Source organism: Clostridium liquoris, assembly GCF_002995785.1.
Taxonomy (GTDB): Bacteria; Bacillota; Clostridia; order Clostridiales; family Clostridiaceae; genus Clostridium_AO; species Clostridium_AO liquoris.
On record NZ_PVXO01000073.1, the window covers coordinates 49819 to 64954 of the forward strand.

Annotated in this window: 10 protein-coding genes; 1 reads left to right on the plus strand and 9 read right to left on the minus strand. The window is 30.0% G+C overall.

Translation table 11 applies throughout. The annotated features are described in order from the left end of the window. The 5 genes from CLLI_RS13730 to CLLI_RS13750 all read right to left on the minus strand — a co-directional run bounded on the left by CLLI_RS13730 (position 1) and on the right by CLLI_RS13750 (position 7025). A complete protein-coding gene (locus tag CLLI_RS13730) occupies positions 1-1104 on the minus strand; it encodes a DegT/DnrJ/EryC1/StrS family aminotransferase (protein ID WP_106064762.1) in 1104 nt (367 codons plus the stop codon). 14 nt (positions 1105-1118) lie between these two features. Beyond that, positions 1119-2960, minus strand: a complete 1842-nt coding sequence (locus CLLI_RS13735; RefSeq protein WP_106064763.1) for a polysaccharide biosynthesis protein — start codon at positions 2958-2960, stop codon at positions 1119-1121. A 224-nt stretch (positions 2961-3184) separates the two neighbouring features. Beyond that, the gene (galU, locus tag CLLI_RS13740) at positions 3185-4063 is read right to left on the minus strand and encodes a UTP--glucose-1-phosphate uridylyltransferase GalU (RefSeq protein WP_106064764.1); all 879 of its coding nucleotides are present in this window, start codon (positions 4061-4063) and stop codon (positions 3185-3187) included. A 122-nt stretch (positions 4064-4185) separates the two neighbouring features. After that, positions 4186-5268 (minus strand): tetratricopeptide repeat protein, encoded by a 1083-nt coding sequence (locus CLLI_RS13745; protein WP_106064765.1) that lies wholly within the window; start codon positions 5266-5268, stop codon positions 4186-4188. Between the two features lie 32 nt (positions 5269-5300). Next, entirely contained in the window at positions 5301-7025 is a 1725-nt protein-coding gene (locus CLLI_RS13750; RefSeq protein ID WP_106064766.1) for a phospho-sugar mutase, read from the minus strand. Between the two features lie 299 nt (positions 7026-7324). On the opposite strand from CLLI_RS13750, the gene CLLI_RS13755 reads away from it, so the two are divergent. Continuing rightward, positions 7325-8785, plus strand: a complete 1461-nt coding sequence (locus CLLI_RS13755; RefSeq protein ID WP_106064767.1) for an aminotransferase class I/II-fold pyridoxal phosphate-dependent enzyme — start codon at positions 7325-7327, stop codon at positions 8783-8785. Positions 8786-8837: 52 nt separating this feature from the next. Here the strand turns inward: CLLI_RS13755 and CLLI_RS13760 are convergent, their stop codons facing one another. The 4 genes from CLLI_RS13760 to CLLI_RS13775 are packed head-to-tail and all read right to left on the minus strand — an operon-like array spanning position 8838 to position 14958. Next, positions 8838-9686 carry a hypothetical protein gene (locus CLLI_RS13760; protein WP_106064768.1) on the minus strand — a complete coding sequence of 283 codons (849 nt, stop codon included), beginning with the start codon at positions 9684-9686 and terminating at the stop codon, positions 8838-8840. 25 nt (positions 9687-9711) lie between these two features. Next, positions 9712-10170: a 2-thiouracil desulfurase family protein gene (locus CLLI_RS13765; RefSeq protein WP_106064769.1), complete on the minus strand. Its 459-nt coding sequence runs from the start codon at positions 10168-10170 to the stop codon at positions 9712-9714. Positions 10171-10213: 43 nt separating this feature from the next. Further along, the gene (locus tag CLLI_RS13770; RefSeq protein WP_106064770.1) at positions 10214-12574 is read right to left on the minus strand and encodes an endonuclease MutS2; all 2361 of its coding nucleotides are present in this window, start codon (positions 12572-12574) and stop codon (positions 10214-10216) included. A gap of 23 nt (positions 12575-12597) precedes the next feature. Further along, on the minus strand, positions 12598-14958 hold the full coding sequence (locus CLLI_RS13775) for a U32 family peptidase (RefSeq protein ID WP_106064771.1): 2361 nt from the start codon (positions 14956-14958) through the stop codon (positions 12598-12600). Positions 14959-15136 lie beyond the last annotated feature (178 nt).

Below are 15136 nucleotides of genomic sequence, written 5' to 3' on the forward strand. Positions count from 1 at the left end.
TTATTTTTGTAAGAACTTTTTCATACAGCTAGCCACATATTCCTGTTGTTCTCTTTTAATTTCAGGGTACATAGGTAACGCAAAAGTAAGCTTACAGGTCTCATCCGCTACAGGTAAGTCTCCTTCTTTATATCCTAAATATTTATATACCTGTAACATTTGAACAGGCACCGGATAATAAACTGCCGTTGAAACTCCATTTTCTTTTAAGAATTCCACAAATTCATCTCTATTTTTAGCTCTAACAACGTATTGATGATATATATGTGTGCAGTCTTTATCCTCATAAGGAAGAATAATATCTGTATCTTTTAGTAATTCATTATAGATATGGGCTTTTTCATATCTTAATTTATTCCATTGTTTTAGGTATTTTAATTTTACCCTAAGTATAGCGGCCTGTATTTCATCTAATCTGCTATTGTATCCTATTATCTCATGATGATATTTCTTTTTACTTCCATGAACCCTTAATAATCTCATCTTTTCTGCTAACTCATCATCATTGGTAACTATCATACCGCCATCCCCGTAGCAGCCTAAGTTCTTTGTTGGGAAGAAAGAATATGTACCTGCTTTTCCAATACTTCCTGCCCTTTTACCTTTATATTCTGATCCTATAGCTTGGCAAGCATCCTCTATTACAGGTATATTATATTTATTTGCAATCTCCATTATTTTATCCATCTGACACATCTGTCCGAATATATGTACTGGAATTATAGCCTTTGTTTTTTCTGTTATCTTTTCCTCTATTTTTTCTGGATCTATGCATAAAGTATTTTTATCTATATCAGCAAAAACAGGCGTTGCACCCAAAACTGAGGTTGTCTCTGCTGAAGCAAAGAATGTAAATGGAGTAGTTATAACTTCATCTCCAGGACCAACTCCTAATGCTCTTAGGGAAATCATTAATGCATCTGTACCATTAGCTACAGCTATAGCATGTTTCACCCCTGTAAATTCTGCAATTTCCTTTTCTAGTTCTTTTACATTAGGCCCCATAATAAAATGAGCAGATTCCAAAACTTCTTTAATAGCCTTGTCTATTTCTTCCTGAATATTACTATACTGTACCTTTAAATCTAGTAATTCTACTTTCATTTTTTTCTCTCCTCTTAATTAATTTTTCTAGTATATGTAGGAACCTTCTTTTCCATTAATTTAAATATTTCTTCATTGTCTTTATATACTACATCTTTAAATTCCTTAATAGATTCCTCTACAAATTCTATACTATTGCCTGCTGGCTTCTCTATATAAATTTTATCATGTTCTGTAGAAGTCAATGCAATTTCATTCATTAATAGCTCTTCATATAGTTTTTCTCCTGGTCTTAATCCAGTATATTCTATCTTTATATCCACATCAGGTTGATATCCAGAAAGTCTTATTAAATCTTTAGCAAGATCTGCTATCTTCACTGGTTCACCCATATCTAGTACAAAAATTTCCCCACCTTTAGCCATAGCTCCTGCTTGTATAACTAATTGAGCTGCTTCAGGTATGGTCATAAAATATCTATTAATCTCCGGATGGGTTACTGTAACAGGACCGCCATGAGCTATTTGTTTTTTAAATAATGGTATAACAGAACCATTACTTCCAAGAACATTACCAAATCTTACTGCTACATACTCTGTATCACTAATGGTATCAAAAGCTTGTATTATTATCTCACAAAATCTTTTTGTAGCTCCCATAATATTGGTTGGATTTACTGCCTTATCTGTGCTTATCTGTACAAATTTCTTTACCCCAAATTGGTGACTGCATTTTACTACATTGTAGGTTCCAATTACATTATTTTTAATAGCCTCTGCTGGATTGTTTTCCATAAGTGGAACATGTTTATGCGCAGCAGCATGGAAAACCACCTCTGGTCTATATTTTTCAAATACCTCTCCAAGCTTTCTTTCATCTCTTATAGAAGCTATTATAACTTCCTTATTTAAATTAGGATAATTATAATTTAATTCCATTTGAAGATCATAGGCATTGTTTTCATATATGTCTAATATAAGAAGCTTTTTAGGATTAAACTTGGCTATTTGCCTGCAAAGTTCTGAACCAATGGATCCGCCTCCGCCAGTAACTAATACAACTTTATCTTTTATATACTTATTGATATTATCATTATTTAACTTTACTTCTTCCCTTCCCAATAAGTCTTCTATATTTACGTCTCTTATCTTGTTCATACTAAATTTACTGTCTATTATTTCATAAATTCCGGGAAGAGTTTTCAATTTAGCATTGGTATTCTTACATATGTTTATTATATTTCTCTTGGTAGCTATATCTACAGAAGGAATAGCTAGAATTATTTCTTCAACTTTATTTTCTTTGCATACATCAACAATATTTTCTCTTCCGCCAATTACTTTAATGCCACTGATATGTTTTCCTTTTTTGCATGGATCGTCATCAATTAAACCTACTATTTCATAATTTAAATTGTTACTTCTCTTAATTTCCTTTATAAGTAACGCAGCAGCATCTCCTGCTCCAATTATCAATAATTTTTTATTCTCTTTACCATTGCCCTTATCTGAATTCATTTCTTCAACAATTCTATATATAAATCTTGTACCACCTAAAGTTACAACTGATAACAGCCAAAATATCACATGCACACCATAAGGGAATCTAATATATCTGGTCTCTAACAATTTATAATTTATAAAGTAGCTATATATTAAAAGAACTACATTTGATAAAGAAACAGAATAGACTATTGACATTAATTCCTCTATAGATGCATACTTCCATATGCTATCATATAAATGGAATATTTTATTAAAGAATAGATTTATAATAACCGCAGGAATAATAGAAAGCTTAAAGAACTCCATGTATTCAATTGGTATTCTAAAATCAAATCTTAATAATAAAGCCAAATAAAGGGATAAAATTACTAACAAGATATCATATAATATGAGTTTTTTATCTTTTTCCATTATTATCACATCCTAAGACTAAAATAGTATTATATTACTTTAACCATTTTACAACATTTAAAAAAATATTCAATAAGCAGATTTTTTAACATAACAAAAGTTTAACATAACAGGAATAAAAAATATATAGAGTTTACAATTTGTATACAAAAATTCAACCCCTTTACCAAACTAGGAAGTTGAATTTCTTAATTTTTTATTAAATTACATCTATATTCTATTATTTATTGAAATTCATTATTATTCTTAATTTTTAGCAAATAATTCATAAAAGGTTCCCTTAAATCCTGTCTTTTTAGGGCAAATTCTACAGTGGCTTCTAAAAAACCTAATTTATCACCTACATCATATCTTCTCCCTTGAAAAGCATAGGCATACATTGCTTCCTGATTAGCTAAAGTTCTTAATGCATCTGTTAATTGAATTTCTCCACCTTTACCTGGATTAGTATTTTGAAGAATATCAAATATTTGAGGAGTTATTATGTATCTTCCAAGTATGGCAACATTGGAAGGTGCTTCCTCAACTTTAGGCTTTTCGATTAAATCCTTTACTTTATAAACCCTATCTTCTATATACATTCCTTTTATTATACCATACTTATATACATCCTGTGATGGAACTTCTTGAACTCCTAAAATGGTAGTTTTATACTCATTAAAGCAATCTATCAACTGCTTTAAACATGGAACCTCACTATCTACCACATCATCTCCTAACATAACAGCAAAGGGTTCATTGCCGACGAAAGTCCTTGCACATCCTATAGCATGACCTAACCCCTTAGGTTCCTTCTGTCTAATATAATAAATATCTGCCATATTTGAAATATCTTCTACCATTTTTAATAAATCATCTTTCCCCGTATTCTGAAGCTGCTGCTCTAGTTCTATAGATTTATCAAAATGATCTTCTATAGCCCTTTTATTTCTTCCTGTTATAATTAATATTTCTTCTATGCCTGAAGCTACAGCCTCTTCTATTATATATTGTATTGTTGGTTTATCAACTATTGGAAGCATTTCCTTAGGTTGTGCTTTGGTAGCTGGTAAAAATCTTGTACCTAATCCTGCTGCAGGTATTATAGCTTTCTTAACTTTCATTAGAAGCTCTCCTTTCATTTAACCATATTCCCCAATATAATATTAATATATTATTAATTTTTCCATTCAATAATATATAATTTGCACAATGGTACAATATTATACTTTGAACTATATGGCTTTTAGTTGTTATTGCTGTTTAAAATACTATCTAACTTTATCACTATTTCATCCTGTGGATCTAATTTTTTAGCAATGTTTAAATGTTTTTTTGCCTCCTCTATTTTCCCAGCATTTATATAGCACATTATAAGATTAGTACAAATTTCCACAGATTTTGTAACTTCGAAAGCCTTTCTCAAGAATTCTATGGCCTTTTCAAAGTTTCCAAGAGAGGCATAGTTAATACCTAACTCATTGATAAGTTCAGGCATATTACTGTCTATATTTATAGCCTCTATTAAATAATATATTGCCTTTTCATAATTTTCTAGTATCCTATAAGCAATAGCAATATAATAATATAATTCTACATCATCATTAAATTCATCCAATAGTGGAATCAAAAGTGATAATGACTTTTGGGGGTCATCATATATTAACTGTTTTCCTTTTTCATAATCTACTACATTTTTTAATGAAATCTTAAGTTCCGTAATTTCTTTTGTCTCTTCTCCTCCAGTTTTTAAATAATTATTTAATGCAATTAAAGCATTTTCATAGTCTTTATCATCTCTTTTTATTAAACATTCGTATAAATAAGGCATAGCATACTGTGAAAAAATTGACTTGGCTTTTTCTATAATGGAAAGTTCTTCTTCTTTATATATCCTATCCAAACTTCTTAATTTATCTGCTAACATTATTAGTTTATTATAATTTTCTTCATTTTCTTCAATTTCTATTAGGCCTTTCAGCATAATATAGGCATCTTCATACTGCTTTTTATCAACTGCCTTATATATTTTTCCTTTTATAAATTTAATACTTTCAGGTACATTTAATAGTATTTTCTTGTACACCTTATTAAATTTAAAATTTTTATCCGCTCCTAATACAAAAAACATAGCTTCTATGAAGTAGCCTGCAGGTATGCTATCCATTTTCTCTCCTGATTTTACCTTTTCTACTATATTTTCAGATCTAATAGGGATATATATTTTCTCATTTACCTGTGCCTTAAATATACTTTCAATTTTCTCTTTGTTAATCTCTAAAAAAAGTATATGAGATAATTTTTCTGAAAAACGGGATTTTATATCCAATACTCATTCATCTCCTGTTCTTTAAATATATTTTATACTATGTCTATTATTGACATCACAGCTTTCTTTAAATTATTCATTTTATTTTCTGAATCCTGACTGCTGGAACCAACCACAGAAAAATAAATTTTTATTTTAGGTTCAGTTCCAGAAGGTCTTACTACAAACCAAGAGTTATCTTCAAATATAAACTTAATAACATTTGACTTAGGTAATTCAACAGGTTTTTCTAGCATATTTTCCATATACTTTTCTGTGCCTAATTTATAGTCAATTTTTCTTATAATTTTATGTCCATTTAGTGAAGATGTGATAGAATGCCTAAAATAATGCAGCATTTTATCTATTTTCTCTTTTCCTTCTAATCCCTCTAATTCCATAGAAATTAACTCTTCTTTAAAATATCCATATTTATCATAAAGATTCATTAGAGCATCATATAAAGTTAAGCCTTGTTTTTTATAATATAAAGCCATTTCACAAATAATGGTAGATGCTATAACTGCATCTTTATCCCTTACAAAATCCCCCATTAAATATCCATAACTTTCTTCAAACCCAAATATATATTTATTTTTTTTATTCTGTTTAAATTCTTTTATTTTTTCACCAATATACTTAAAACCAGTTAACACTTCTAATATGTTAATGTTGAAATCTTCCCCTATTTTGCCTGCCATATCTGTAGTAACAATAGTCTTTATTACTACGCCATTTTTAGGTATTGAGTTATTTTCCTTCATTGACATTAAAATATAATATGTGAGCAAAGCTCCTATTTGATTGCCAGTAAGTACTCTATATATACCCTTATTGTCTTTTACAACAACTCCTATTCTATCACAATCTGGGTCAGTACCAAATATAATATCCGGATTTATTTCTTCTGCCATTTTTAGTGCTATATTAAAAACCTGATGTATTTCTGGATTAGGATATGGAGCCGTTGGAAAATTTCCGTCTGGTAATTCCTGTTCTTTAACCACAAATATATTTTCATATCCTAATTCCTTTAATACCCTTCTAACAGGTATATTACCGGTTCCATGTATGGGTGTATATATTATTTTTAAATCCTTAGCATAATTCTTTACCATTTGTTTTCTTATTACTAGATCTTTTACTTTATTATAATAAGTTTCATCCACTTCATCACCTATGTAGCTTATTAAACCATTTTCTATTCCCTGTTGAAATTTTATTTTTTTTATTTCATTAAAATTTTCCACCGCTTTAATATGTTTTAATATATTTTTAGCACATTCATCGGTTATTTGTCCTCCATCTTGTCCATAGACCTTATATCCATTGTATTCCCTTGGATTGTGAGAAGCAGTTACACAAATACCAGCATTACATTCTAAATGTATAGTACTATAAGAAAGCATTGGTGTAGGATGTAATGACTTAAATATATTTACTTTTATACTATTAGCTGCTAATACCTCCCCAGCGGTTTTAGCAAATTCTTTAGACATTATTCTAGAATCATAGGCTATAGCAACGGATATGTTTTCTTTATATTTCTCCTTTAGGTAGTCTGCTAATCCCTGAGTGGCTTTTCCCACAGTATAAATGTTCATTCTGTTGCTTCCTGCACCTATTATACCTCTTAATCCACCAGTTCCAAACTCTAGTTCTTGATAAAATCTATCTTCTATTTCTTTTTCATCAAAGATATTTCTTAATTCCTCTTTCATGTCATCATCTATATAATGTGAATTTAGCCATAAAAAATATTTATCTTTATACCCCATATTTGTAACCCCTTTCTTGTTAATATTCATATATAAATATTATACTATGACGGTATTGTAAAAATCTACAAGTATCACATTATATAAAATATGCATAATACTTTATTAATAGATATATAAAAAAGTTAGTATTGCATAAAATAATTATAATAAAATTTATAAAAAATATTTTTTTAATTTATATTGCAATTAGTTAACATTTACCTTATAATGATATTGTTTTGATAGAAAATCCACGGGAACCATTGATTTTTCATAGTTTCACGGGTATAAATTTGTGAAAGAAGGTGTTCATCAAGGTGTATAAGTTAGATCAAAGTGAAACTCCATTATTTGATGCCTTAATGGAATATGTCAACAGGGATACCATTCCCTTTCATGTACCTGGTCATAAAAAAGGTGTAGGAATGGATGAAGAGTTTAAAAATTTTATAGGAGAAAATCCTTTAAAAATTGATGTTACTGTTTTTAAATTAGTGGACAGCTTACATCATCCTACAGGACCAATAAAGAAAGCACAGCAACTAGCCGCTGATGCATATGGATCAGATGCTTCATTTTTTTCAATTCATGGTACTTCCGGCGCTATTCAGGCAATGATTATGTCAGTAGTTGGCTCTGGAGACAAAATAATTATTCCAAGAAATGTGCATAAGTCTGTAACTGCTGGAATAATTTTAAGCGGGTCAACCCCTGTTTATATGCAGCCAGAGTTAGATAAAAAAGTAGGTATTGCGCATGGTGTAACTCCTGAAACCGTGGAGAAAACTTTAAAAGAAAATCCAGATGCTAAAGCAGTGTTAATTATAAATCCAACTTATTATGGTGTTGCTACGGATATAAAAAAAATAGCTGATATAGTTCATAGTTATGATATACCATTAATAGTTGATGAAGCTCATGGGCCACACCTTGGTTTTAATGAAAAGCTACCAATGTCTAGTATAGAGGCTGGAGCAGATATTTGTGCTCAAAGTACTCATAAAATTATAGGTGCCTTAACTCAATGCTCATTGCTTCATGTTAATTCTAAAAGAATTGATGTTCACAGAGTACAGCAAGTATTAAATGTATTGCAAACCACATCACCTTCTTATATTTTAATGGCTTCATTGGATTGTGCAAGAAGACAAATTGCACTTCACGGTCATGAACTATTAGACAAGGCTATAGGGCTTGCAAATTATGCTCGTGAAGAGATAAATAAAATCCCAGGTTTTTATTGCTTTGGAGAAGAAATTCTAGGGGAGCCAGGTGTATTTTCACTTGATCCTACTAAAATGACTATAACTTGCAGGGGCTTAGGAATAACAGGATATGACTTAGATATGATTTTATCTAATAAGTATCATATACAGATGGAAATGTCTGACCTATATAATGTACTGGCAGTAGGCTCCTTTGGGGATACTAATGAGAGCATTAATGCTTTACTAAAAGCATTAAGAGAAATCAGCAAAGATTATTATGGTAAAGGAAATAAAAGATCTGATTTTATTGATATTCCTGCTATTCCAAATATGGTCAAAATTCCTAGGGAAGCCTTTAATAGCGAAAAGGTTTGTGTATCCTTAAAAGAAAGTATAGGAAAGATAAGTGGAGAATTCTTAATGGCCTATCCACCAGGAATTCCAATACTTTGTCCTGGTGAAATAATAACCGGTGAAATAATAGATTATGTCCAAAAATTAAAAGATACCGGTCTTTATGTTCAAGGCACAGAGGATCCAGAAGTTAATTTTATAAAAGTAGTGAAATAAAAAATTCAGCTTACCCTTGGGTAAGCTTTCCTTATTTATTATTTATTATTTATTATTTATTATTTAATTCCACCCCTCTTATGCCATTTAAATTTTCTTTTATCACTTCATTATGTCTACTTCTTATAAATTTTATGTAATTGTTCTCATTAAAATCTACTATACCGCTGTAAGTATTTATAACTTTTTCAAAGTATCTTAATACATAATCTAATTTAATTAAATCCTCTTTTAATTTTAAATTAAACTTTATTGAAAAGCTTCTTTTATTTTTGGAACATTGCTTCTTTAACTCATCATAATATTCCCTTATAGAATATATTGACTTAATACTTTGGAAATTACCTCTCAATACCTCTTCAAAAATAGAATGTGACTTTAAAAATATCTCTTGGTTAAAAACATAATCTTGAGATTTTAAAATATTTTCTAATTTTATAATATCCTCTAGGCTTTTATTTCTTTCTTCTCTTAGTCTAATTACTTTTTCTATAATGCTTTTTACATTTTCAATATCAAAAGTAAGTTCATCTTTTAAAAACCCTATTGCTTTAATAGCTCTATGGAAATCATCTTCATGTCTTTTAATAGCACCCTGATCCTCATAGGTAGATATTAAAGATAAACCATTATCCCTATCAAATATATTCTTATAATGAAAAGATAATTTTCCTAACTCCTGTAGTAAAAACTGATTTTTTACAATTCCATTTTCTTCTGAAAGATACAGTACACCTTTTAATATATATTTTCCCTTTCCAAAAGCCTTTTTTCTAAACTGTATTTCTCTATATAAGTTATCCTTATATTTAATATTTATAAGCTTTATATTTTCCCCCTTATATATATAAGGAGCAATTTTTTCTTCTATTTCTTTTGGCACATCCATGTAAATTGACAACGCAAATTCACCTCATTAAACTTATCTAAAAGTTTTTATCATTAAAATTTTCTTCCGTATAAACCTTAATGCCATTTTTAATTAATAGTTCCGCTGTAACACCATTGCCATGTTTTTTATTTCCTGTAAAGCTTCCATCATAAATAACCCCAACACCGCAAGAAGGGCTTTTTGCTTTTAGTATAGCTGCTTTAGCATCACAACTTTGTGCTATTTTTAAAGTTTCATAGGCTCCTTTTACAAAATTTTCAGTGGAATCCTTTTCTTTTACACTTGCTACTTTATCCTTGCCATCAAGTACAGTTTCCCCTGTACCCTGCAAAATTTCGTGAGGTTCCCTAGGAGTTTCTAAACCACCCAACTGCTCTGGGCATACAGGTATAACCTTTCCTTCTTTAAATAATCTAAGTATGTCCTTATTTAAAGAGTTACCCCCATCATATCTACAATTGATTCCACAAAGACAAGCACTTACCAATATCATTGAAAACACCTTCTATCAATTAATAATTAACAATTAGTGTTAACTATTTCAACTCTGCTATAGTAACACCACTGCCTCCTTCTCCGTACTCACCTAATCTATGTGATTTTACATGGCTATGACTTTTTAACATATCATTTATAGCTTTTCTAAGTATGCCTGTTCCCTTTCCATGTATAATAGTTACTACTTTTAATCCTGCCATATAAGCTTCATCTAAATATTTATCTGTAGAGTAAATGGCCTCTTCTGCATCCATTCCCCTTAAATCTAGAGAAGGATCTACCATTCTTATATTCAGCTTTGCCTCTCTTTTATTAATCTTTTTATTTACTTCTTTTGATTTATTAGCTACTCTTAAGTCTTCAAGTTTAACGCTTATTTTCATTATACCAGCCTGAACCTGTACTTCACCCTTATTGTCAGGCTTTGATAGAATTATTACATTTTTATTTAACTTTGGAAGATATACTTCTTCACCTAATTTTACTTCTTCTATCTTTTCTCCCTTATCCTTTTCACTTTTATCTGTTTCTTCTTCCAGTTTATCTAACTTATTTGTAAGTTTTTTTCTTTCTTCTTCAAGCTTTTGTCTTACATCAGAGGAATATCCCATTCTTTCTAAGTCTCTTATATTTTTTAAGATATTATCTGCTTCTTCCTTTGTTTCTTTAATTAATCTTTTTCCTTCTTTTTGTGCATCAATTATAAGTTTTCCTCTTGTTTCCTCCAAGCTGTATAATTTTTCTTCATATTTATCCTTTAGGTTAATTGCTTCAAGTTTAAGCATTTCAGATTTTCTTGCATCTTCTGAAGCCTTAATACTTTTTTCTTGAAGACTCTGAATTAAGTCTTCAAATTTTAAACTTTCACTCGATATACTTTTTTTAGCATCTTCTATAATATATTCTGGTAATCCTAATCTCTTTGATATTTCAAACGCATTAGACTTTCCAGGTACACCTATAAGTAATCTGTAGGTTGGCTTCAATGTTTCCACATCGAATTCTACAGAAGCATTTTCTACCCCTTCTGTTTTCAAAGCATATCCTTTAAGCTCACTGTAGTGAGTGGTAGCCACTATCTTCACTTTTCTCTTTTTTAAATTTTCAAGAATAGATACTGCTAAAGCTGCTCCCTCTGTAGGATCAGTACCTGCACCTAATTCGTCAAATAATGCTAATGAATTTTCATCTGCTTTTTTTATAATATCCACTATATTTGTCATATGAGATGAAAATGTAGATAAGCTCTGCTCAATGCTTTGCTCATCTCCTATATCTGCAAATATTTCCTTAAAGAAGCTAACTGTAGAATTTTCCCTTGCAGGAATCATAAGTCCACTCATAGCCATAATCTGCAATAACCCTACTGTTTTTAGGGAAACAGTTTTACCACCAGTATTAGGCCCTGTAATAATAAGAGAAGTAAAGCCTCTGCCTAAATATATATTAAGTGGTACTACAACCTTAGGGTCAATAAGTGGATGCCTTCCCTCAACAATATCAATTATTCCTTCATTGTTTACATTAGGACATATACAATTTAAGCTGCTAGCAAATTTAGCCTTAGCAAATATGAAATCCAACTCCCATATTGTACTGGCATTATTTCTTACGGCTATAATACTATCGTATATTTTCCCTGACAGCTCTTGTAAAATTCTTTCAATTTCTGCCTTTTCCTTTAACATTAATTCCTTTATTTCATTATTTAAATTTACTAAACTCATAGGCTCAATAAATAAAGTAGCCCCTGAAGAACTCTGGTCATGAACAAGTCCTGGCACTGATCCTTTATGCTCCGCTTTTACAGGTAAAACATATCTTTCTCCTCTAATTGTATATATACTTTCCTGTAAATAAGGAGCATAACTTCTCATAAGAGAATTTACTTTATCCCTTACAGAAGCATTTTTATCCTTAAGAGCTCTTCTTATATTATATAACGCACTACTGGCTCTATCAGATATTTCTTCTTCACTGACAATAGCATTAAAAATGCTATCCTCTAATGTTTTAAGTGGTACTATGCCTTCACATATATCTTCAATAACTTTATAGCTTTCTTCCCCTTCTTTATGTCCTACATATTCTTTAAATTTTCTGGCACACCTTAGCATTGTAGCAATTCTAAGTAATTGTCCAGGCATAAGTGAAAAACCTTTTTCTGCTCTTTTTATTCCTTCTCTTATATCATAAACTCCTTCAAATGGAGGAGCTCCTTTTTTGGTTAATAGATTAAGAGCCTCCTTAGTTTCTTGAAGATGTTCTTTAACTTCATAAATATTATCGTAAGGTTTTAAATCATCTATTAAATCCTTAGCAGCTTCTGTGCTAGTATATCCTTTTACCATTTCCTTTATTTTATTAAACTCTAAAACTCTTAATGCTCTTTCATTCAATTCAACTCAACCACCTTTTTAAGTTACTCTACTCCTCTTTTATAATGTCCCCTAGTAAAACCACTAAAATTTTTAGTGAAGCTTTTCTGAATAAAAGCCTTTAGTATATCAGAAGTATTATCATAATCCTCATCTATAAAATCTAGTCTAAAGGAACTTACACCCAAGCTTTCTAATTCTTTTATATTAGGTATAAGATTTAAAGGCACAGAATTATATATATAGCTTCTACAAAATCTATCTGTTACTACGGGAAACCTTTCTCCCATCCTATCAATCAATTGAAATTCTCTATTTTTACAATATCCATTACAATCCTTGCCTTTGCACTTACCCCCAAAACTACTTCCAATAGGACAATATTCACTTACCATAAGTTCTATTCTCCCATAGACTAAGTTCTGAACATTGCTTTTATAATTTTTTAATACATTTTCTATTTCCTTTTTATTTAATTCTACACTTAAACAGCTTCCATTTAATATATTCTCATAAAAATTCATTGAATAACTATTAAATACATTTAATTTATAATCACCTATAATATTGATCTTTTCTTTAAATTCATTTATAATACCTAGATTAGCAGTAACTATTCCATCAATATACTTTATATTATCCTGTATAAAACTCTTTATGGTTTCAAATTCCTGTTTTATAATATTAGGTATTTTTAAATACATATTTAAATTTTTATCTCTTAAATCCTCAATAGAGATTTCATTTTTTCTCATAAATGGATTAAATGCAATATCTACTATGTTGGAATCAACAACCGCCTTCAATTGTTCTTTTGTAGTGACATAGACTAAACATTCTGGTATATTTTCTTTTATTCTTAAGTTTTTATATTCTTCTTCTTTTGAAACAGCTTCTATTTTCCTATTCCATTTACTTAAAATCTCTTCCTGTACCTTTAATAGAAATCTTCTTCTTACATGATTTATAGAAGATACAGGCAAGAAACCTTCTTCATATTCACTAAACATTATACTTTCAAATCTGAAAGGGGTATCTCCTGTTTTATTTAGGTTTTCTTCTATCTTACTTTTTTCTAAAGGTTTTTTTATAGCTTTTTGAACTATGTCCCCTTCTATAACTATATCCTTCCCATGGATATTTGTCTTAATTGTGAAAGGAGAATCTACTTTAAATTTAATTTCTATAGATAAATCAATTTTTTTATCATAGGGATTCATATAATATTTTTCATATTCTTTTAATAAACTTACATCTGAAGTTTTAAATAATTCATCACCTGAATTATAGTTTGCAGGATAAAGCTTAACTCTATCCCCCTTAAAAGCCTTCTCTACTTCTTTATTATTTTTAATTATTTTAGATAGTGTAAAACCTTTTTCTTTATTCCTCACTCCATCTTTTATATTTATCCCTTCTTCTAAGTTTATTGTTAAATTCTTACTTACCTTACCAAGAAATACCCCTGTATTTTTAGGAAAAGAATATGCCATCATATCTTTTCCCACATTTCCATAGAGATAAGCCTTAGAAAAGCCTTCTCTATTAAATAGCTGGAGAAGTTTTTTATTTTCTTTCTCATGGTCAAATTTATTATTTTCATTTTTACCCTGTAAGCTATCAATAGCTTTTCTATATATTTCTACTACCCCAGCCACATATTCTGGTCTTTTCATACGTCCTTCTATTTTTAGTGAAGCAGCACCACTTAAAATTATACCTTTAATGTCTTGTAAAGTGCTTATATCCTTAGGGCTTAAAAGGTAACCATTATATTCTTTGTCATAGGTTTTATCCAAAAGGGTATAGGGTAACCTGCAAGGTTGAGCACACCTTCCCCTATTTCCACTCCTTCCACCTATAATACTGCTCATAAGACACTGCCCAGAGTAGCATATACATAGTGCTCCATGAATAAATATTTCTGTCTCTACTCCTAATTCTTTGGATATGTTCTTTATTTCTTCCAAAGATAATTCCCTAGAAAGAACTATTCTTTTAAATCCTAATTCTTTCAATAATTTAGCCCCTTCTATATTATGTACAGTCATCTGAGTTGATGCGTGAAGTTCAAGGTCTGGAACCTGTTCTCTTAAAAGGCAAGCCAATCCTGTATCCTGAATTATCAAACCATCTACTCCTGCTTTATATAAAAATTTAGCATACTGTAATGCTTCTTCTATTTCCATTTCTTTTAAAAGAGTATTTAATGTTACATAAACTTTTACTCCATAAATATGGCAATATTCCACCGCTTTTTCCATATTTTCATCATCAAAATTTGAAGCATAGGCTCTGGCAGAAAATTTATTTCCTCCTAAATATACCGCATCTGCTCCAGCCTGTACTGCTGCATATAAACTTTCCATACTTCCTGCTGGAGCTAGTAATTCTACTTTTTTCATTTGCATCTCTCCTAATTAAATCCTAAAGTTTATTATACAATATATTATTTGCATTTAAAACTTTTTTTACCTAAAGCTATAAAAAAGCGCTACGCACTTTTTTCAGAGTACAGAGTACAAAGTACAGATAATGAAAAGAATTTTTGCCATAGGCAAAAATTCTCCTTAACTATCCACT